Origin of the sequence: Prevotella veroralis, assembly GCF_018127765.1 — a bacterium.
Classification (GTDB): domain Bacteria; phylum Bacteroidota; class Bacteroidia; order Bacteroidales; family Bacteroidaceae; genus Prevotella; species Prevotella veroralis.
Genome location: NZ_CP072330.1, coordinates 1,358,418 through 1,378,765, shown reverse-complemented (window position 1 = coordinate 1,378,765; position 20,348 = coordinate 1,358,418). Strand labels below are relative to the sequence as shown.

Genomic DNA, 20,348 nt, shown 5'->3' with positions numbered 1-20,348 from the left:
ATTAGATAGCCAGCTGCATGTCTTCGGTGAAAGAAAGGAAACGTTCAAATTCCTCAAAGAGTTTCTGGGGTGTTACCTTTGCGTAGCGTTCCGTCATGCTTATGTTGGAATGTCCCAGCATCTTGCTCACCGTCTCTATGGGTACTCCCTGTTCAAGCGTGATGAGCGTGGCAAAGGTGTGTCTTGCGGTATGCGTGGTAAAGGGAAAGGATATGCCTGCACGCAGCCTGAGGGCTTTCAGGCAACTCTGATAGTTCTTGTACTTGATGAAGGGAAGCAGCGTTTCCCTTTCATCGCTGTGAAACCTTTCTATCAGCCGTATGGCTTCGGGCAGTAGCTTGACGCGACAGAGAACTCCTGTCTTCTGACGGTTGAACTTCAGCCAGAGGCTGCCCTCGTCATCACGGACAAGATGGGACTTGCTCAGTTCCATCAGGTCGCAATAGGCTGCACCGACATAACAGGCAAAAAGGAAAATGTCCCTTGCCGTTTCCATTTCCTCCTCCAAGTCCTCGAAGCGGAGGACCTTCAACTTGTCCAATGCTTCCCTGTCAAGAGCCTTTGGCAGTTTGTTGTCTCCCTTTGATATTTTCGCCTTGTCAAAAAGGAGCGTGTCTGCCAACCCCTCACGGTATGCCAGCCTGCATACCATTTTCAAGAAGGTGGCGGCATTATAGAACGTACTTTCCTGAAACCCACAAGTACCCATAAAGTATTGTTGGAAGTCGTAGATAAATTGTTCGGTAAGCTGTGAGAAAGCTAAATCAGCAACCTTATACTTCCTTTGTATAAAGTTCTGCAAATGGGTACGAGTGGAATAGTAGCCAAATATACTTCCCTCCTTGATGTCAATGCCGATATGGTTTTCTTTCTCTTTGATGAGCCTATCCATTCTTTCAATAAGCATACATTTAGATTGAACGCTTCCTTGAAATTCCTCTTTTATATCAGTTGCATCAAATGGGCAACCTTTGGATAGCAGAGACTGATAGGCTGTTTGGACGGATAGCAGCAGACTTTCCAATCTGGCATTCACTTCCACTGCCTCACGGCTCTTTCCGTCCATTCTACTTTCACGGGGATTCCACAAATCAGGGTTACAGGATAGTTTGCAGCTGAACTGCGCAATACTCCTTCCAAGCGTGATACGTCCCATGATGGGAGCCTTACCCGACTTGTCCATACTGCTCTTTTTGAGGTAGAGCAACACCTTCATCTTTACTGTTTTCATACGCTTTAATTTTTATGGGCAAAGTTACCCGAATTAAAGCGTTCTTCACTTATGCAGAAAACTGCCGACCAAAGCAACAAACACACGAACCAAATAATTTCAGTTACCTATATCTGCATTTAGTTACCTACTTCAAATCTTGGTAATGATTTAGTAACTGAACTTCTGCTTAAATCCGCACTTTCCTGCCTTTTACGAACAAAGCAGTTTTATGTAAATCATTTCATTTCCTACTCATTATCAGTTAGTTTGCACAAACTTCTATTTTTCTTCATTTTCATTGATTAGTTGCAAGCCAAAAGATGCCCTTTAAGCCCCTTACTAACGCCCTTTTGGAGTCCAATTAAGCACCTTTTCTGTGTCGTCTTTGTAACTAACTGATTCCCTGTTTGTTGCAAGCTTGCTTTTTATTCGTGTTTTTCGCCTTTGTTTTAAGTGCTTTTCTTGAATTTATGTAAAGACTTTTCAATCCGGTTTTAGTAGAGAGAATGTGGGATTGAAAAGAGAGTAGACTGATGTAAGAATGGGATATAGAAAGTAATGTGTACTTCCTCTCGCTGGAAAAAAAAGTGTATTCTTTTGGGTATTTATTATAATTTTTGTAACTTTGTTCAGTATAATTTAAACTTAAATCATTTCTAAACATTATTAATCTATAAAAACAAAGATCTATGAAAATAACATTAGATAAAATTGATATCTCTGGTAATTTAAATAATTTTGCTCAGTACCTTGAAAAGACGGATAGAATTATTTTGTCTGCTAAGTTTGGCGATGGAAAAACCTATTTGCTGAATGAGTTGCGAAAGGATGAAGCAATGCAAGATAAATATGAGTTCTTTACTATTTATCCAGTAAACTATTCTGTTGCAAAGAACGAGGATGTTTTTGAATATATTAAAAGAGATATTATTGTACAATTGCATAAAAAAAAGTTGTTTGAGAATATTGATTTAAATACTTTATTTGGTTCTGTATTTACCCTTGATGACTTGACATCTGTTGTGCCTTTCTTGCTTTCTTTGGTACCGCTGGGAGAGTTGTGCAATGAAGGCTATAGTAAGTTCCTTGAGATAAAGAAAAAATATGATGAGAAGAAGCACATTGTAGATAAGTATTTATCGCAGTTTGCCAATACAGCTGGCTGTATTCATGAAGAAGATGGATATACAAAACTGATAAAAAAGGCTATTAAATGGATTAGTCAAGACCATTCCTTAAATGGGAAAGTGAAGAAAGCAAAGAAGCCAGTATTGATAATAGAAGACTTAGATCGTTTAGACCCCAAGCACCTTTTTAGAATTCTTAATGTTGTAAGTGCGCACATAGACGATAGCAAGCAACCTGATATTGTCGGTAATAAATTTGGGTTTAATAACATTGTCTTGGTAATGGACTATGATGTGACTAAGCATATATTTCATCATTTCTATGGCGCGCAAGCTTGTTATGAAGGTTATATGAGTAAATTCTTGTCTCGTGAGCCATTCAGATATAGTATAAAATATATTATGATTCGAGCTTTTGAGGCACAGTTAGGAGAAAAACTTGGTATTCATGAATTACTGCCACATCTTCAACATTTTAGGGAAAAACTTGCTGGGAGTTCATTGCGTGATTTATATAAACTCACACAAATTGATACTGATAGCTATTTTAAAGTCCCTGAGTACTGTTATAGTGGGAGGAGTATGCCAACATCTTTACCTTTATTTCATCTGATTATTTATATGATGGAAAGTGGTATGCCTGTTGAAAAGATAGAGGAGGATTTGCGATCACTCAACAACATTATATTCCAGATTTCTAATGGTTATTCAATTCAATATGAGATAATAAAACTTTTATACCCAGTCTATATTACGAACTCCCCTAATATAGAATATATAAAAGCTTATAATGCTACATATAATTTCTGGTTAGAGAGAACGGAAAATTGTTGTAAGGTTGTTGTAGAGAATGTAGTCGGATATAATGGTGATGCTATTTTATCTATTAGGCAAGAGGATATAGGAGAAACAATTATACCATTTCTAAAATATCTTTCTATTTCTGCGAACTTATCAGCCTTGCGATTAGATTAGGCTGATGTTCTTAGACCTAAGTAGTGTTTTTGCATATATTATTTTTATCTTTGCGCTGTTGAATATTTCAAATGAGAATAGTTTGTTACAAACCATAATGATAGGTGGGGCATTTAACAGATATGGGTACGGAGGAGGAAGAGTTGAATAAGATGATGGAGGGAAAATCTAACTAAAATATGTTTATTATGAGTAATAGTATCAAAGAGCTACTGTCTAAATTGTCAGACATGCATAATGCAGAGCAAGATAGACTTCAAAAAGAAGAAAAAGAAGGAGAAAACTTTAATGTGTTTTCGGCATTGAATATATGCTCTGACGAAATGCGCTTGCATTCACGTTTGCTTGCAACATTATTCAATCCCAAAGCAAGCCATGGCTTGGGAAATGAATTCCTTAGGCAATTTCTTGTTACAGCTATAAAGGTAGATGATAATTATATTACACACTGTAATGAGAGTATTGCCGAACGATATGTAGGTGAAGTAACAGAAACTACTGGAGGTCGCATAGATATTATTCTTGAAGATGGTAAGCATGGCATTATCATAGAAAATAAAATCTACGCATGTGACCAACCTAATCAATTACTTCGATACCATAACTATGGAGTGAAACAGTTTAGAGAAAATAATTTCAAATTAGTTTATCTTACTTTATATGGTAGTGAACCGTCTTCAGATTCATTGGGAGGGGGACATTTTGAATTTATCAAACTTTCCTATGCACAGGATATATTAGGAATGTTAGATAGGTTAATGACTACTTATCCACAAAAGCCTATTCACCGCACCATTAAAGACTATATCACAATTATTAAACAACTTACTTATCAAGATATGGATACAGAATATCAAAAAAGTATTATTGAAGAAGCCATTAAGTCTGACAATATTGATGTTACTTCCGAATTGCTACTGTTACAGGAACAAATTGGAGATAAATTAAGAAGAGACTATATAATTAAGCCCCTAAAAGACCTTGGATTTAACGAATGTCAAGATAACAATGGAGCTTTATGGAAAAGTTTGAATAGCAAAAAAATCATTTTATTGTTATTAAAACAGACAAAGCCTATTGGAAAGAAGTGTGGATTGCGGTTGCTTCGGAGGACAAGACTATTCCGCTGCAACCTAAATTAGATTGCTTTACAGATGAACCTACCTCAGAATACCCTTACGGTTGGAGTTGGATTTCTGATAACGCAGCTAATAACTGGCATAATCCTGCTCAATATCTAGCAATTGGAAAAGAAGAAGTGTTAAAGTGGATAAAGAATAAGATTAGAGAAATAGAAGATTGTTTCAAAGATTAAGATTTAGAAAAGAAATAAATGGAAGAATTGAATCAACTTCTGGATTTTGGGGAATCATATCCACAATTTGTTGCTTATCATTGTTTTGGTGATAAAGCTACAGAGTTTTTGAGCAGTCTACAGCAGCCTTATAAGGATATAGTTACTTATAATATAGATGACTTACGCCCTTTAGAATGCCTTGCTGTTTTTGTCTTTACTGACAATGCAGAAGTATATATGTCTGAAATAGACGCCTTTATTAAACAGTATAATAGTTTAGTTGGTAGTATTTTTGTTTTAGACCTACACCCTACTTCGCAGTATAAAGTTTTCAAGGACAGGTGGAAATTCTACAATATTTTTACCTCACACTATTATACTTTGCAAGATAATATTTTTCACTTTTTGATGTTTTTCCATAATTTCATGGAAACGAAAGGAATCATAAGTATGGACTTTAATGATTTTAGGACGTGTGCTCGTTTGGCAACTTATATTACTTCTGGAACAGCTCCGTCGTTAGATCAGGCTATTTACCCAATATCCCCCATATCACATAGTGATAATATTAGAACTATAATGCTTGGGTTAGAATTGCAAAGCTTAGAAGAAAATATGCTAAGGGAGGATATGAAGGTGTTGGCTTCTTTCTTTGAACAACTTCCAGAGAATGTAGAAGTCAAATGGCAAATTACTCCTAAATGTGGTCAGCATCATACAGAGTATATTGTAGGTTTTGATGAGGACCCTATGCGGGATAATGGTAATTCATAGTTCTCTGATATGAAAATCCTTCAATTCTCTGATATACAGAGGGTGTGTCAAAATGGACACATCCTCTTTTCTACTCCTCTTTACTTCATCTACCGCATAATTCGTTATTTACTGCAGCTATGCCGCTAATTTCATATAAAATGATTTGTTGGGCTTCCAATAGCTTATATAAACTTCTATAGAGCATCTGAAGGTGACTAAAAGTACCTCCATAATAGCTTTTAGCTCCTTGAGATTATTTTTTTGCACATTTTTCCTATGTTAAAGGCAATAGCAAAGAAGGCAAAGTCCATATTGACCTTGTCTTTTCCCAAATGCCTAAATCTCTTGTAGACTTTATTATATTTTGTTTGTCCAAAAACAGCTTCAGGTTCTATGCACCTTCGTCCTCGATGCTTGATGCCTTCTTCCGAGGTCAGTAGTTCCCGTGCCTTTTGTTTATAGTGCTGTAGTTGATGGTTTACTTCTATAATTCTGTTCCCTCTTGCCTTAAAACATGAGCCTCTCAACGGACAACCATCACAGCGTTCTGCCTGATAACGTACACTGTAAGTAACGAATCCATTAGAGGTTAGGGAACGCTTCATGCCTATACGCTTCATATGCTGTCCCATAGGGCAGACGTAGAAATCCTGTTCCTTATTATAATAAAGGCTTGCAGGACAGAATGGGTTAGGTGTATAGCGTGGATGCTGCTCTTTATGGAAGTAGTTATACTTCACATAGGCTTCCATATTATGTACGTCCATGAACAGATAGTTCTCCTCGGAGCCATACCCTGAATCGGCTACGACTGTCTTGGCATAACGATGGTAACGTGAGTTGAAGGACTCCAAGAAAGAAGGAAGTGCGAGCGTGTCTGTACGGTTAGCATAGAGTGCAAAGTTGGTGATAAACTGGTTCTCAGTTGCTATCTGCAGATTATATCCAGGCTTAGTCTGTCCGTTCTGCATAGCATCCTCCTTCATGTGCATAAACGTGGCATCAGGGTCGGTCTTGCTGTAGGAGTTTCTCTCTCCCATAATCTCAAGGTGTTGGTCATACTCCTGGAGTTTATTACGTTTCTTCTCAAGCTCTTTAAGCTGTTTTTTCTTGGTTCTAACAGCCTGCTTCTCTTCTTTTGTCTTAGGCTCAGGGGCTGATTCCAAAGACTTGTTCAATTCCTCGGATATCTCATCGAGCAGAGCTGCAGTAAACTCGACACCTTCTGTTTTAGCAGCATTGTCCTGCGCTATGACATCATCAATCTGGAGCAAGAGTGTGCGTATTTGTTCCTGCAACTTGGCGCGGTTCTTTTCCACGGTTCTCTTCCAAACGAAGGTATACTTGTTGGCTTTCGATTCTATTTTTGTGCCGTCAATATATTCAACGTCAAGACTTATCAAACCTTTGGCTGCAAGTACTAATACCACTTGTGTGAAGATATTGTTGATTTCCTTTTTCACACGATTACGAAAACGATTGATGGTAATAAAATCAGGCTGCTCATATCCTGCCAGATAGATGAAATGAATGTCACGCTTGAGAAGCGACTCTATACGACGGCAGGAATAGATATTATTCATATAGGCGTAAAGAATCACCTTGAGCATCATTTGTGGATGATAAGGCTTGCGACCACTGGGCTTATAAAGCTTGTAGACATTATCCAATATAAGATTATCCACCAAGGCGTCTAAAAGACGAACAGGGTTATCTTCTGCGATATCCTTATCGATTCTTTGAGGAAAAAGAATCATTTTCTTGTGTATGTAAGAACGAAAGTGTACCTTTGTCATAATGAGATTTTTTGTATGCCTAAAGGTACAAAAACTTTAGGAAATAGCAAAGCCCTGGCTTGAGAAAGTCGGGGCTTTGTACATAAAAAAGAGTGTGTGGCTATTTTGACACACCCTCTCGGATATGCCTGCAGCCGATGCTATTGTCCATTGCGGTGACTTTATCGATATGGCTATGGAAGAGAAAGTGCTCGACTTTTTGAGTTGGTCTATCTCTTTGCCTTATCCGCACAATAAAACTCAGTACAGATTATATTTAGAGAGAAATATCCGTCCCCTTAAACTTGTCAAAGGCGGAATATGATTCTAATAATAAATTTCCTGTCACTTCTGTTACTCTGGATAAAGATGTAATAGATTAGTTTACAGGTGTTTCTGCCTAAATGTTAAAATGACAGCAAACTGAAATAAAAGTATTGTTGGTTTTTGGTTCGTTATTCTCTTATCTTGTAAGCGTAATAGTGTAATGCTCCTTCCGCCTATCAGTTGTAATAAGAATGTGAAAACCAAGATGTAGATTTGGAGTTGTCATAGGAAAACGTTTTTTTTTGCAGAAAAATATAAACAGGAGGTATAATTATGGCAGGCACAATGACAAACATCGAGAACAATACGATACGCATGTATTGGAACGCATTGCGTTCGATGAGTAAGAGTATTCGGTTGGGCTTAGCTGTGAAACTTACTAACTCTGTACTCGAGGAAGAACGCAAAGAAATGTCCGACGAAGCCTATACAGAAGAAATGCTTAATAAGTTTTTGGGGAAGTGGGAAGGAAACGAAACTGCTGAAGAACTGATGGGTATCATCAAGCGGAGCTCCTAAAGTCAACAGAGAATGTAAAACACTTTGCACGTATAGAATGATTAGAAATGCAGAATAGGGTTAGAGTTTAATCGGTCATTAGACTAAAATATGCGTAGGCTCTAATGAGCGATTTGGGCAAACGGTAATTACGACTATTATTTTCTTAGTAAGTTTGTTTGATTAAATAATATATTCTTAACGCTACTTGTTAAGAAGTGTTTTTCCTATTTAATGAATGATAAAAACTTAGCTTTTGTTGAAGTAAAAAGCTAACTTTGCTTGTACTTATAATGTATAGACATTTATAAAAACTAAAAACATAAAACTATTTATAATGAAAAGTATTAAGGATATATTACCTTGGGAGGAGCGTCCTGTTGGATGCAAGGATGTGATGTGGCGTTATTCAAAGAATCCAATCATTGACCGCTATCATATTCCAATATCAAACAGTATCTTCAATAGTGCTGTCGTACCATTTGAGGATGGCTTCGCTGGAGTGTTCCGTTGCGATAACAAGGCGGTGCAGATGAACATCTTCGCTGGCTTCAGTAAGGATGGTATCAACTGGGAAATCAATCACGAGCCTATTACGTTTGAGGCTGGTAACACGGAGATGATAGACTCGGAATATAAGTACGATCCGCGTGTTACATGGATTGAGGATCGTTACTGGATTACTTGGTGTAACGGTTATCATGGACCAACGATCGGAATTGCTTACACCTTCGACTTTAAGAAGTTCTATCAGTGTGAGAATGCTTTCTTGCCATTCAATCGTAATGGCGTACTCTTCCCAGAGAAGATTAACGGGAAGTATGCGATGTTGAGCCGTCCAAGCGATAATGGTCATACTCCTTTCGGGGATATCTATATCAGCTTCAGCCCTGACATGAAGTATTGGGGCGAACATCGTTGCGTGATGAAGGTTACTCCTTTCCCAGAGAGTGCATGGCAGTGTACGAAGATTGGTGCTGGTTCTGTTCCTTTCTTGACCGATGAGGGCTGGCTTTTGTTCTATCACGGCGTAATCAACACTTGTAATGGTTTCCGCTATTCAATGGGTGCAGCTATCCTTGATAAGGATAATCCAGAGAAGGTGCTCTATCGCACTCGTCCTTACCTATTGGCTCCAGCAGCTACGTATGAGTTACAAGGCGACGTGCCAAATGTAGTATTCCCATGTGCTGCTTTGCAGGATGGCGAGCGTGTCGCTGTATATTATGGTGCAGCTGATACCGTCGTTGGTATGGCGTTCGGCTATATCAAAGAGATTGTTGAATTTACAAAGAACAATAGCATCTTATAAGTATCAACCTACTTGTAAGACAGAGCTACGCACATCTTCGGTGTATTATCATATAATGTCAGAGATGTGCGTAGTCATTTTCATATAGGCTCGCCATAGTCCTTTTCATTCATGTGCCATGGCAGCAATAACTATTAACTGCATGTTTTTTATGAGACCTAAACTCCTATTGGGAATCCTTATTTCCTTATCTTTTCTATCCTTGAGAGCGGCAGATAAGACAGGCGAGGAACCCGTTGATCTTGTTAATCCTTTTATTGGAACATCCAACTTCGGAACAACCAACCCCGGTGCTGTGTGCCCGAATGGTTTGATGTCAGTCGTTCCCTTCAATGTGATGGGTTCCGACTTGAATAAGTATGATAAGGATGCAAGATGGTGGTCAACACCTTATGAATATCATAATGTCTATTTCACAGGCTTCTCTCATGTGAACCTTAGTGGCGTAGGTTGCCCAGAAGTGGGCTCGTTGTTGCTTATGCCAACGACGGGGAAGTTAGATGTAGACTATAAGAACTATGGTAGCACTTACGATAAGGAAGTAGCCCATCCTGGTTATTACTCGAACCATCTTACCAAATACGACATCAAGACCGAAGTAACCGCAACACCGCGCACCTCAATAGCTCGCTTTACGTTCCCCAAAGGCGAGAGCCACGTTTTGTTGAACTTAGGCGAAGGGCTCACGAATGAGACAGGAGCCATGGTGCGGAAGGTAAGCGATACCGAGTTTGAGGGCATGAAGTTACAAGGAACCTTCTGTTATAACCCACAGGCAGTGTTCCCAATCTACTTCGTTATGCGCATAAGCAAAAAGCCTTTAGAGTCGGGTTATTGGAAGAAACAACGTGCTATGACAGGCGTTGAGGCGGAATGGGATGCAGACAATGGCAAGTATAAGCTCTATAAGAAGTATCAGAAAGAGTTATCGGGCGATGATATAGGAGTATGGATGAACTTCGATACGGAAGCCAACGAGCAAGTAGAAGTACAGATGGGCGTGTCATTTGTCAGTATTGCAAATGCACGAGAGAATCTCAATGCCGAACAGCATGGAAAGAACTTTGACGACATCTACAATGTCGCTCGCAAGCAGTGGAATGATGACCTTTCTCGTATCCTCGTTGAAGGAGGCACGAAGACGGAACGCACCATCTTCTATACCGCCTTGTACCATACCCTCATCCATCCTAACATCCTACAAGACGTCAATGGGCAATATCCAGCAATGGAGAGCAACGATATTCGCACCATAAAAGAGGGCAACCGCTATACCGTCTTCTCACTTTGGGACACTTACCGCAACGTGCATCAGTTGCTTACGTTGGTTTACCCAGAACGTCAGCATGATATGATTCGTACAATGATTGATATGTATGACGAACATGGATGGATGCCGAAGTGGGAACTCTTTGGTCGCGAGACTTATACCATGGAAGGCGACCCAGCGATTCCCGTCATCACCGATTCGTGGCTCAAGGGCTTGCGTGGTTACGACATCAATAAGGCATACGAGGCTTTCCGTAAGTCTGCGCTAACGAAAGGCAGTGATAATCCGTTGCGCCCAGATAATGATGAGTACATGCAGAAAGGCTATGTTGCCCTGCACGAACAATATGATAATTCGGTCTCTCACGCACTGGAATATTACATTGCAGATAATGCGCTTTCACGTTTAGCAGCTGCCTTAGGCAAGAAAGCTGACGCCAAACTCTTCTATGATCGCTCGTTAGGTTATCGCCATTATTACAGCAAGGAGTATGGCGTATTCCGCCCCATCATGCCCGATGGTAGCTTCTATAAGCCCTTTGACCCTAAGCAGGGCGAGAACTTCGAGCCGTCACCTGGCTTCCACGAGGGCAACTCTTGGAACTATTCGTTCTATGTGCCACATGATGTGAAAGGCTTAGCAAAGCTGATGGGAGGTCAGAAGTCATTCGTCGATAAGTTACAGAGCGTCTTTGATAAGGGATATTACGACCCTGCCAATGAACCCGATATTGCTTATCCTTACCTCTTCTCATATTTCAAGGGTGACGAATGGCGTACACAGGTACAGACACGCAGACTCTTGAAGGAATATTTCAAGAATGCGCCAGAAGGCATTCCTGGTAATGACGATACGGGAACCATGTCAGCTTGGGCAGTCTTCAATATGATAGGATTCTATCCAGATTGCCCTGGTGAACCCTATTACACCCTCACATCCCCCGTCTTTGATAAGGTAACCATCCGTCTGGATAAGGTGCAGTGGGGTAGGGACAAGCTCGTCATTGAGGCAGTGCGCCCTAATCCCGATGACGTTATCATCAGTAAGATGGAATTAGGTGGTAAGCCGTGGAACCAATATCGCATTAGTAATGAAGAGCTCTTGAAGGGCGGAGTATTAAAGTTTTATTTAAAGAAATAAGGTGGGTCATTCGAGGCTAATTCCTATCGTATATCCCACCACAACGATACTATATTCATGATTAAAAAAGTATTTATAGGCGCAGCATTCTTGCTGTTATCAGCGTCAATCACACAACCTGTCAGTGCGCAGAGCATTATCCCTCAACCCGAGAGTATCACTCGTCAGCAAGGCACTTTCACATTGGCTAAGGGGCTACAAGGCGTGACCAATCTTAAAGGAGAGGACTTCAAGATATTGAATCAGTACACCTCAGATGTAATGAATATCCCGTTCTCATCCGTAAAGAACCCTGCTGCTGATGTACCTTTGTGCCTCATCTGTACTGGTACGGAACAGGAGGCGGCGATGGCGGCAGATAGCGTAAGCCTACAAGGGTATGAGTTAAATGTTACCCCAACAGCAGTGACCATACAGGCGAGAACTCCTATGGGACTTTTCTATGGTTTGCAAACACTGCGACAGCTGGAGAAGGACCGCCAGATTCCTTGTGTAAAGATAACAGATACACCCCGTTTCGCTTATCGTGGTCTGATGATAGACTGCTCAAGACACTTCTGGTGGAGTGATGAAATCAAGAAGCAACTGGACGCTATGGCGTACTTCAAGCTCGACAGATTCCACTGGCACCTCACTGACGGCGGCGGATGGCGCATGGAAGTGAAGCAATATCCACGCTTAACAGAGGAGACTGCCTATAGAACAGAATCTGACTGGACGAAGTGGTGGAACGGGAAGAACCGCCATTATACGCCTGATCCTAGCCGCCTTGTATGTTGGAAGGGAATGAATATACATGGTGGCTATTACACGCAGGACGACATTAAAGAGATTGTCGATTATGCCGCTGCACGCCATATCACCATCATACCAGAGATTGAAATGCCTGGGCATAGTGATGAGGTTGTCTATGCTTACCCTGAGTTGTCATGTACGGGTAAGCCCTATACTCAATCAGATTTATGCGTAGGGAAAGAACAGACATATACCTTCATGGAGAATGTATTGAAAGAGGTAATGCAACTCTTCCCTTCAAAGTACATTCACATAGGAGGCGATGAGGCTGAACGTCGCACATGGAAGACCTGTCCCGATTGTCAGCGGGTGATGAAGGACTATCATCTAAAGGACGTAGCCGAGTTACAGAGTCATTTCACTCACCGCATAGAACGCTTCCTTAACGATAATGGCAGAAAGCTCCTCGGATGGGATGAAATCATGGAAGGCACCTTAGCCCCCAATGCCGCTGTCATGTCATGGCGTGGCACTGAAGCAGGATTGACTGCCGCTAAGAGTGGACATCACGTAGTCATGGCACCGCAAGAGTTCTGCTATTTGAATATGTATCAGGACGACCCAATGACGGAACCAAAGGCGCAAGGAGGATATACGAGATTGGAGAAGACTTACAACTATGACCCTATCCCAGCGGCTTATAAGGGTACGTCTTTGGAGAAATATATCGATGGTGTACAGGGTTGTGTATGGACGGAATTCATAGAGAAACCTGACCATTTAGAGTATATGATATACCCCCGATTGCTTGCATTAGCCGAGACGGGATGGACGAAGCAGCGTACAGGCTATGCCGACTTCCGTCAACGAGTAATTACGGCAACTGATGCGCTCAAACGTGCTGGCTATAATGCTTTCGACATTCGAAAAGAGAAAGGCGCACGCCCTGAAAGCCGTTCCATCGTGCAGCATGAAGGTTTGGGTAAACCCGTAACCTATCTCGGTCGATACGCTGAGAAATATCGTGCAGAAGGCGATAGTACGCTGACCAATGGATTGTGTGGCGACTGGGGCTACCTTGAGGGAAGATGGCAGGGCTTCATAGATAGCACAGGCGTTGACGTGATTGTTGACATGGGGAAGGTAACTGATATCAAGGATGTGGAAGCCAACTTCATGCACCAGCTGGAGGCTGTCATCTATGTTCCTAACACCATAACCCTACTTGTTTCAAAGGATGGAAAGAATTTTACCACAATAGATAAGACGCTCCCTGGTATCAAGACAAACAGCGACTACCTTGTTTATCCCTATCGCTGGAAGGGTTCGGTACAGGCGCGTTATGTGCGTTTGAAAGCCACCTCGCGTGAAAAGGACGCATGGCTGTTCACGGATGAAATCATCATTAATAGGAAGTAAAGGTAGTATTTCATACTATTAAATCGACGATCCTATCTAAAGGAAATGAGGGCTTGGCATGAAGAGTGCCAAGCCTTCATGCGTTATAAGCCTTTCGCAATCGCATGATATGCAAACTTGACACATACGTGTTACTGCAGTATCATCCTAATGATATTCCAGTATCATCCTAATGATACTCCAGTATCACCCTGATGATATTCCAGTATCATCCTGATGATACTCCAGTATCACCCTGATGATATTCCAGTATCACCCTGATGATACTCCAGTATCACCCTGATGATATTCCAGTATCACCCTGATGATACTCCAGTATCACCCTGATGATACTCAATGATACTATAGGAGTCGGCGGAGCTATATCCCCTCTATGGCATCTCCTTTTCGTATCGTTTGCTCTCCCATTTTTATACTATGCAATGACATTTGTTATTGAAATGTTTTGATATGTCATTAATAGTTGCTAAATTTGTCTCATCAATATAACTTAAAACAGTGGTACTAGCCAGCCTAATTAGTCCAACGGGATTATAACTTAAACTTTATCAGTAAGTTAGTGAGCAGAAATATTACCTCTCTTTTATTCGTAAAGGATATTCCGTTATGGCTCTCTCTATGTACCCGTTCAGTAAGTGAATATTCTTTTCAATCATAGACAGTAGAACTCCCAATGCGGAGTAGAGTCATTCTGTCATCATAAACAGTATTTATAACTTTATGAAGAAAATCTTTTTGACTGCTGCTGTAGCACTGGCAACGATCTTCTCTGTTAGTGCGCAAGACTACACGCAGTATGTGAATCCTTTCATTGGTACAGGTGGTCATGGTCATGTCTTCCTGGGTGCTAATGTTCCATTTGGTAACATTCAAGCAGGTCCAACGCAAAAGAAACAAGGTTGGGATTGGTGTTCAGGCTATCATTATAGCGATTCTACGGTGATTGGCTTCGGTCAGATGCACCTTAGTGGTACGGGTATTGGCGACTTGGGTGATGTCTCTCTATTACCTATGACCAACCCTTCACAGCGTGAAGTGAAGTTCTCGCATAAAGCAGAGTATGTCCGCCCTGGTTATTATTCGGTGATGTTAGCTTCAGGAATTAGGGTAGAGTTGACCGCAACCCAACGTGTAGCCTTTCATCGTTACTCATTCCCCGCAGATGCTACGAAAGGTTATATAGCCTTGAATCTTGCACAAGGGATTGGATGGGATAAGATGACTTCTTGCAAGTTCAAACAGGAGTCAGATAAGACCATTACAGGATTCCGAATGTCTGAGGGATGGGCTAAAGACCAGCGAGTTTACTTCATTGCGGAGTTTTCTGAGCCTGTTAAACTTGAAGAGAATGAGTGTGATACCATAGGAATATTCTCTGTTGTCTCAACCAATCAGCCGCTTTTAGTGAAGGTGGGTATATCTGCTGTTAGCGTAGAGAATGCTCGAAAGAATCTGCAACAGGAGCTTCCTGGTTGGAACTTTGCAAGTGTTGTGGCTAAAGCGAATGCCGATTGGAATCGTGAGCTAAGTAAGATTGCAATTAAGACACAGGACGAGCGTGCGAAACGTATATTCTATACGGCACTTTATCATACGATGATAGCCCCTTCAGTGTTTAGTGATGTGAATGGAGAGTATCGTGGGGCAGATGGTAAGACGCATAAGGGTGATTTTACTGATTACACCACCTTCTCTTTGTGGGACACTTATCGTGCAGCCTTCCCCTTGATGACGCTTATTCAACCAGAGATGCAACGTGATCTTGCGGAGACAATGCTACATATTTTCAAGCAGCAAGGTAAACTCCCTGTTTGGCACTTGATGGGTAATGAAACAGACTGTATGGTGGGTAATCCTGGTGTTCCTGTACTTGTTGACATTGCTCTGAAGGGATTTAATGTGAATAAGAAGGCTGTCTTCGAAGCGGTTAAAGCCTCTGCAATGAGAGATGAACGAGGTATGGGACTATTGAAGAAGTACGGCTATATTCCTTGTGATCTCGACCCAGAGAAGGAGACGGTTGCTAAGGGATTAGAGTATGCGCTCGCTGATGCTTGTATAGCCAAACTTGCCAAGCAGTTGGGTAAGACAGAGGATTACAAGTACTTCTACAAGCGTAGCCAGTCCTATCGTGACTTCTATTTCGATAAGCAAACAAAGTTCATGAGAGGCGTTACTTCCGACCATAAGTTCCGTGAGCCATTCGATCCATTCAGCACTGTTCATCGTCAGGATGACTATACTGAGGGTAATGCTTGGCAGTATGTTTGGTTAGTTCCACATGATGTTCACGGGCTAGTAGCTGCCTTTGGTGGTGAGAAACCATTCGCCTCAAAGCTCGATTCCCTGTTCATTGTCAATGGTGATATGGGTGCTGATGCCTCACCAGACATTACTGGTTTAATTGGTCAATATGCGCATGGTAACGAGCCAAGTCACCACATTCTCTATATGTATAACTATGTTGGGCAACCTTGGAAAGGGGCTGACAAGATACGTTATGTATTATCTAACTTGTATCATGATGACTTTGATGGTTTGAGTGGAAATGAGGATGTTGGTCAGATGTCAGCATGGTATATCCTGTCTTCGGTAGGCTTCTATCAGGTTGATCCAGCTGGTGGTCGTTATGTCTTTGGATCGCCACTCTTCGATGAAGTAACATTGAATGTTGGTAATGGAAAGACCTTCCGCGTAGTTGCGCATAACAATAGTTCCGAGAATAAGTATATACAAAGTGCGAAGTTGAATGGCAAGCCTTATACTCGTTCTTACATTGATTTCAAGGATATAGTACGTGGGGGAACACTCGAATTTGTTATGGGGAATAAGCCTTCACAATTCGGTGTTAAGCCATCAGATCGCCCTTAGGCAATGATCAAACTATAGTAAAATAACCTATCCGATACGCATGACTCTATGTCATTGAAAGCCTTTGGCGAGTCATGGGTATCGACCTTTAATTACTTAATCAAGCTATGACTGATTTTAATAACGTGGTTTCTCAGTTCCGTATAAACGGCATTGTAGAAAGTGTAAGCCCTATTGGTAACGGGCTAATCAATGAGACGCTGCGAGTGTCAACAATAGGGAAAGATACTCCTGATTATATACTGCAACGCATTAATGATGCCGTCTTTACCGATGTAGAACTCCTACAACACAACATTGAACTTGTTACTTCTCATATTCGCCAGAAGCTGATTCAACAGGGAGAACAGGATGTTGATCGCAAGTGCTTACAGTTTATTAAGACCACAGAAGGGCGCACTTATTATCAAGATGTCTATGGTCGTTACTGGCGAATGAGCGTTTTTATCCCTGATTCTGTTACTAAGGAAGAGGTGAATCAAGATAGTGCTTATTGTTGTGGAGAAACCTTTGGCAATTTTGAGAAGATGTTAGTTGACTTGAAAGAACCGCTTGGTGAGACTATACCAGACTTCCATAACATGGAGTTGCGCATACGTCAGTTGCAGGAAGCAGTTAGTGCTGATGTCAAAGGAAGAGTGTCCAGTGTGCAGGATATCATCGATGAATTGTATCGTAATGCGGATGAGATGTGCCTTGCCGAACGCCTTTATCGTAAGGGAGTATTGCCTAAGCGCACTTGTCACTGCGATACAAAGGTTAATAACATGCTCTTTGATACATCTGGAAAGGTGCTTTGCGTGATAGATCTGGACACTGTTATGCCTAGCTTTATATTCTCTGATTATGGTGACTTCTTGCGTACTGGAGCTAATCATGTTGCTGAAGACAGTGACAATTATCAAGCAGTTGGACTCAAGGAAGACATTTTTAAATCCTTCACAGAGGGGTATCTTAGTAGTGCGGGGAGCTTTTTAACGGAAGTTGAAACCAGTCATTTACCTTATGCTGTAGCCCTCTTCCCCTTTATGCAGTGCGTTCGTTTCCTTGCCGACTACCTTAATGGGGATGTTTACTTTAAGACTAAGTATGCTGAACACAACCTTGTTCGCTCACGCAACCAGCTCTTGCTTTATCGTGATGTGCGTCGGCATGACCAGATGATGGCTGACTTTGTTCAGAAAACATTAAGACAATGAAACAATTAGAAGTACGAAGAATAGACGATCAGCAGGTTAATGCTGCTGATATCCCAGCTCTTTTTAGAGTTAAAAAGGTTACTTATCAGAAAATAGATACGGTTGATTGGGCTGCTGATTACCCTTATTGCCCACAAGTAGAGTTTGCTATTGCACATAAGGGGGATGCTATCTTGCTCCATTATCGTGTGGAGGAAGATTGTGTGAGAGCCGTCTCTGGAACTGACTTAGGTCCTGTTTGGGAAGACTCCTGCTGTGAGTTCTTTGTCAGTCCAGATGTAGAAGGAGGTTATTATAACCTTGAAACCAATTGTATAGGAACTGTTTTGCTTTGCAATGGACAAGGTCGTGAGAACCGAACAAAGGCTTCATCTGATGTTTTGAGGGCTATTGAGCGTTGGTCATCACTGGGTCGTGAACCTTTTGAAATGAAAGAGAACAAGCAGAAATGGGAACTTGCTTTGGTTGTCCCAGTATCTTCTTTCTTCCGTCATAACCTAAAGAACCTCTCCGGGAAGACAATGCGTGCCAATTTCTACAAGTGCGGTGATAAGACAACAAAGCCTCATTTCCTATCGTGGAATCCGATAGACTTGCCAGCACCCGACTTCCATCGACCTGACTTCTTTGGTGAGATTAGATTTTTATAGAGTGTTCTTCACTTGAGTATCAGTGCTCATAATCACTGATAAAAGTTAATAATCAGTAAGCAGCTAACCTGTGTTTTCGGGTTAGCTGCTGTTTGTTTGTTATGTTGTAGGCTTCTCTTCTTCTATGATTTCAGCATCTTCAATATCCTCGTTAGCGAGTTTGAAGCCTTCAACAATCTTACTTTCTTCTGCTTTCTCAAATGCTTTTCGAATATAATAATTACGTATAGAGAAGAGCAATTCGATAACTCCATAACACATGAAAGCCCATCCTATCACTTTTAATGGTAGTGCCGCTGCCTCTATTGGTTTGTGTATTGAGAAGATTGCAACAATCAAGATGAGGGCAGGGAGCAGCCAGAGATAGACAGGGACATGCGCATACTGCTTTGAACGGGCAAGTATTATGAACAAGTTAATAGCACCGAGAATGAGCAAAGCAGCAAGGATATAGACCATACCAATAACGAAGGTGTCAGGCATAAAAGCCAAGATGATACCCAAGACAACGCTTCCAACACCTGCAAGAGGGAATGAAGGCGACTTCAAAGCATCTGTTTCCTCCTTCTCTGCTTTTGCTTTCTTTTTCTCAATACGTTCCTTCTCTACATAGTAGATAATGCATGAGACGGCTCCCGAAAGGAAGAAGAGTAGACCAATAGTGATGGTTAACCACGTCATTGCTCCTTGATTGTATTTCACCAAAAGGAAGCCTGTCACTGCCATAAGGATTGCTCTTATAGCTGATATTTGTAGTACTTTCATGGCTACAAAAATACAAAATAATCTCTATTTCAAGGCTTTACTCGTAAACTATTTGTTACTTTTGCACGAAAAAGAAGTAAATAGATGACATTGTTATACTTAGTTCGGCATGGTGAAACAATCGATAACGTGCATCGTATCATGCAAGGACAAACGCAAGGGAAATTGAATGATAACGGTGTAAAACAGGCTGAAGAAGTGGCAGAGAAACTCAAGGCTGAACCAATAAATGCTTTCATTGCAAGTGATTTAAGGCGCAGTATTCATACTTGTGAGATTATTGCTGCACCGCATCATCAGCCTGTTCGCATTACACCCCTGTTGCGTGAGCGTGATTGGGGAGCCTTTACTGGCAAGTACATTCCCGACTTATCCAATCTGAAGAATCCTGCTTTATGGCCAAAGGATATTGAGAGTATTGATGCAATAAAGGGTAGGGCAGCAGAGTTTATAGCGTGGTTACGCACAGAATATCCTAATCAGAAGGTACTTGCCGTTGGGCATGGTATCATCAATAAGGCTATCCAAAGTGTCTATTATGATAAGCCGATGAATGAGATTTTACCGATGAGCAATGCTGAAATTCGTATGCTTGAACTATAGACATAATGCTAAGTCGAGCCACATGAAGCCTCTCTTTCTCCTGTTACAAGGCTCTTTCTTTAATGCTGTTAGACCTTAGTTAAAAGGCTGTGAACCGTCTTTTATTCTTGAGAAAAGCCTTCCAGACAGGAAATAATAGTTTATTTTTATCTGACGGTTATATTATATAATCCATAAAAATAGACTATTTTTATACCCATGAGTACGTTTTCTCCTGTATAGATAAGTGTCGCAAGTCAATTTGATAAGCATGTTTAATGTCATAGAAGTAGGTTAGTAGCAGATGAATTGATGGTTAAGAGCAGGAGGAAGGAATATAATTAAAGAGGAGCGTCACATCCCGTGAGGCTCCTCTTTCCTTCATTTAAATAACTCTCTGATTGTTACATCTCTATTAATCCTTAGTGTTCTCTTCT

At 41.1% G+C, this 20,348-nt stretch carries 14 protein-coding genes; 11 read left to right on the top strand and 3 right to left on the bottom strand.

Annotation, left to right across the window (positions count from 1 at the left end; genetic code table 11):
- Nucleotide 1 precedes the first annotated feature (1 nt).
- Nucleotides 2-1,231 carry a site-specific integrase gene (locus J5A55_RS05750; protein ID WP_004384340.1) on the bottom strand — a complete coding sequence of 410 codons (1,230 nt, stop codon included), beginning with the start codon at nucleotides 1,229-1,231 and terminating at the stop codon, nucleotides 2-4.
- Between the two features lie 671 nt (nucleotides 1,232-1,902).
- Between J5A55_RS05750 and J5A55_RS05745 the strand changes: the two genes are divergently transcribed.
- The 3 genes from J5A55_RS05745 (at nucleotide 1,903) to J5A55_RS05735 (ending at nucleotide 5,386) form a co-directional block, all read left to right on the top strand.
- Nucleotides 1,903-3,315 carry a P-loop NTPase fold protein gene (locus tag J5A55_RS05745; RefSeq protein ID WP_004384342.1) on the top strand — a complete coding sequence of 471 codons (1,413 nt, stop codon included), beginning with the start codon at nucleotides 1,903-1,905 and terminating at the stop codon, nucleotides 3,313-3,315.
- 188 nt (nucleotides 3,316-3,503) lie between these two features.
- Nucleotides 3,504-4,457, top strand: coding sequence for a PDDEXK-like family protein (locus J5A55_RS05740; protein WP_234396094.1), 954 nt, complete (start codon nucleotides 3,504-3,506; stop codon nucleotides 4,455-4,457).
- A 191-nt stretch (nucleotides 4,458-4,648) separates the two neighbouring features.
- A complete protein-coding gene (locus J5A55_RS05735) occupies nucleotides 4,649-5,386 on the top strand; it encodes a hypothetical protein (protein WP_004384346.1) in 738 nt (245 codons plus the stop codon).
- A gap of 221 nt (nucleotides 5,387-5,607) precedes the next feature.
- Here the strand turns inward: J5A55_RS05735 and J5A55_RS05730 are convergent, their stop codons facing one another.
- Nucleotides 5,608-7,164, bottom strand: coding sequence for an IS1182 family transposase (locus tag J5A55_RS05730; RefSeq protein ID WP_211802923.1), 1,557 nt, complete (start codon nucleotides 7,162-7,164; stop codon nucleotides 5,608-5,610).
- Nucleotides 7,165-7,743: 579 nt separating this feature from the next.
- Here J5A55_RS05730 and J5A55_RS05725 point away from each other — a divergent pair.
- From J5A55_RS05725 to J5A55_RS05695, 7 genes are all read left to right on the top strand, one after another.
- Nucleotides 7,744-7,989, top strand: coding sequence for a hypothetical protein (locus J5A55_RS05725; RefSeq protein ID WP_004384351.1), 246 nt, complete (start codon nucleotides 7,744-7,746; stop codon nucleotides 7,987-7,989).
- A gap of 316 nt (nucleotides 7,990-8,305) precedes the next feature.
- Nucleotides 8,306-9,280 (top strand): glycoside hydrolase family 130 protein, encoded by a 975-nt coding sequence (locus J5A55_RS05720; RefSeq protein WP_004384352.1) that lies wholly within the window; start codon nucleotides 8,306-8,308, stop codon nucleotides 9,278-9,280.
- 151 nt (nucleotides 9,281-9,431) lie between these two features.
- Complete coding sequence (locus J5A55_RS05715; RefSeq protein WP_039851563.1) at nucleotides 9,432-11,690, top strand: GH92 family glycosyl hydrolase; 2,259 nt, start codon at nucleotides 9,432-9,434, stop codon at nucleotides 11,688-11,690.
- Nucleotides 11,691-11,747: 57 nt separating this feature from the next.
- Complete coding sequence (locus J5A55_RS05710; RefSeq protein ID WP_004384354.1) at nucleotides 11,748-13,844, top strand: glycoside hydrolase family 20 protein; 2,097 nt, start codon at nucleotides 11,748-11,750, stop codon at nucleotides 13,842-13,844.
- 720 nt (nucleotides 13,845-14,564) lie between these two features.
- Nucleotides 14,565-16,715 (top strand): GH92 family glycosyl hydrolase, encoded by a 2,151-nt coding sequence (locus J5A55_RS05705; RefSeq protein ID WP_004384356.1) that lies wholly within the window; start codon nucleotides 14,565-14,567, stop codon nucleotides 16,713-16,715.
- Nucleotides 16,716-16,822: 107 nt separating this feature from the next.
- Nucleotides 16,823-17,914 (top strand): phosphotransferase enzyme family protein, encoded by a 1,092-nt coding sequence (locus J5A55_RS05700; protein ID WP_004384357.1) that lies wholly within the window; start codon nucleotides 16,823-16,825, stop codon nucleotides 17,912-17,914.
- A complete protein-coding gene (locus tag J5A55_RS05695; RefSeq protein WP_004384358.1) occupies nucleotides 17,911-18,564 on the top strand; it encodes a carbohydrate-binding family 9-like protein in 654 nt (217 codons plus the stop codon). Before J5A55_RS05700 ends, J5A55_RS05695 begins: the two co-directional genes overlap by 4 nt.
- Nucleotides 18,565-18,663: 99 nt before the next feature.
- On the opposite strand, the gene J5A55_RS05690 is transcribed toward J5A55_RS05695, so the two are convergent.
- Nucleotides 18,664-19,329: a DUF308 domain-containing protein gene (locus J5A55_RS05690; protein WP_004384359.1), complete on the bottom strand. Its 666-nt coding sequence runs from the start codon at nucleotides 19,327-19,329 to the stop codon at nucleotides 18,664-18,666.
- Between the two features lie 84 nt (nucleotides 19,330-19,413).
- Here J5A55_RS05690 and J5A55_RS05685 point away from each other — a divergent pair, with 84 nt between their 5' ends.
- Complete coding sequence (locus J5A55_RS05685; RefSeq protein WP_004384360.1) at nucleotides 19,414-19,932, top strand: histidine phosphatase family protein; 519 nt, start codon at nucleotides 19,414-19,416, stop codon at nucleotides 19,930-19,932.
- Nucleotides 19,933-20,348: the final 416 nt, after the last annotated feature.

Excerpts from the sequence above, each read along its gene's own strand:
- J5A55_RS05730 (WP_211802923.1), bottom strand. The coding sequence starts at position 7,164 with ATGACAAAGGTACACTTTCGTTCTTACATACACAAGAAAATGATTCTT.
- J5A55_RS05740 (WP_234396094.1), top strand. The coding sequence starts at position 3,504 with ATGAGTAATAGTATCAAAGAGCTACTGTCTAAATTGTCAGACATGCAT.
- J5A55_RS05735 (WP_004384346.1), top strand. The coding sequence starts at position 4,649 with ATGGAAGAATTGAATCAACTTCTGGATTTTGGGGAATCATATCCACAA.
- J5A55_RS05690 (WP_004384359.1), bottom strand. The coding sequence starts at position 19,329 with ATGAAAGTACTACAAATATCAGCTATAAGAGCAATCCTTATGGCAGTG.
- J5A55_RS05715 (WP_039851563.1), top strand. The coding sequence starts at position 9,432 with ATGAGACCTAAACTCCTATTGGGAATCCTTATTTCCTTATCTTTTCTA.
- J5A55_RS05710 (WP_004384354.1), top strand. The coding sequence starts at position 11,748 with ATGATTAAAAAAGTATTTATAGGCGCAGCATTCTTGCTGTTATCAGCG.
- J5A55_RS05700 (WP_004384357.1), top strand. The coding sequence starts at position 16,823 with ATGACTGATTTTAATAACGTGGTTTCTCAGTTCCGTATAAACGGCATT.
- J5A55_RS05745 (WP_004384342.1), top strand. The coding sequence starts at position 1,903 with ATGAAAATAACATTAGATAAAATTGATATCTCTGGTAATTTAAATAAT.
- J5A55_RS05705 (WP_004384356.1), top strand. The coding sequence starts at position 14,565 with ATGAAGAAAATCTTTTTGACTGCTGCTGTAGCACTGGCAACGATCTTC.
- J5A55_RS05750 (WP_004384340.1), bottom strand. The coding sequence starts at position 1,231 with ATGAAAACAGTAAAGATGAAGGTGTTGCTCTACCTCAAAAAGAGCAGT.
- J5A55_RS05685 (WP_004384360.1), top strand. The coding sequence starts at position 19,414 with ATGACATTGTTATACTTAGTTCGGCATGGTGAAACAATCGATAACGTG.
- J5A55_RS05720 (WP_004384352.1), top strand. The coding sequence starts at position 8,306 with ATGAAAAGTATTAAGGATATATTACCTTGGGAGGAGCGTCCTGTTGGA.
- J5A55_RS05725 (WP_004384351.1), top strand. The coding sequence starts at position 7,744 with ATGGCAGGCACAATGACAAACATCGAGAACAATACGATACGCATGTAT.
- J5A55_RS05695 (WP_004384358.1), top strand. The coding sequence starts at position 17,911 with ATGAAACAATTAGAAGTACGAAGAATAGACGATCAGCAGGTTAATGCT.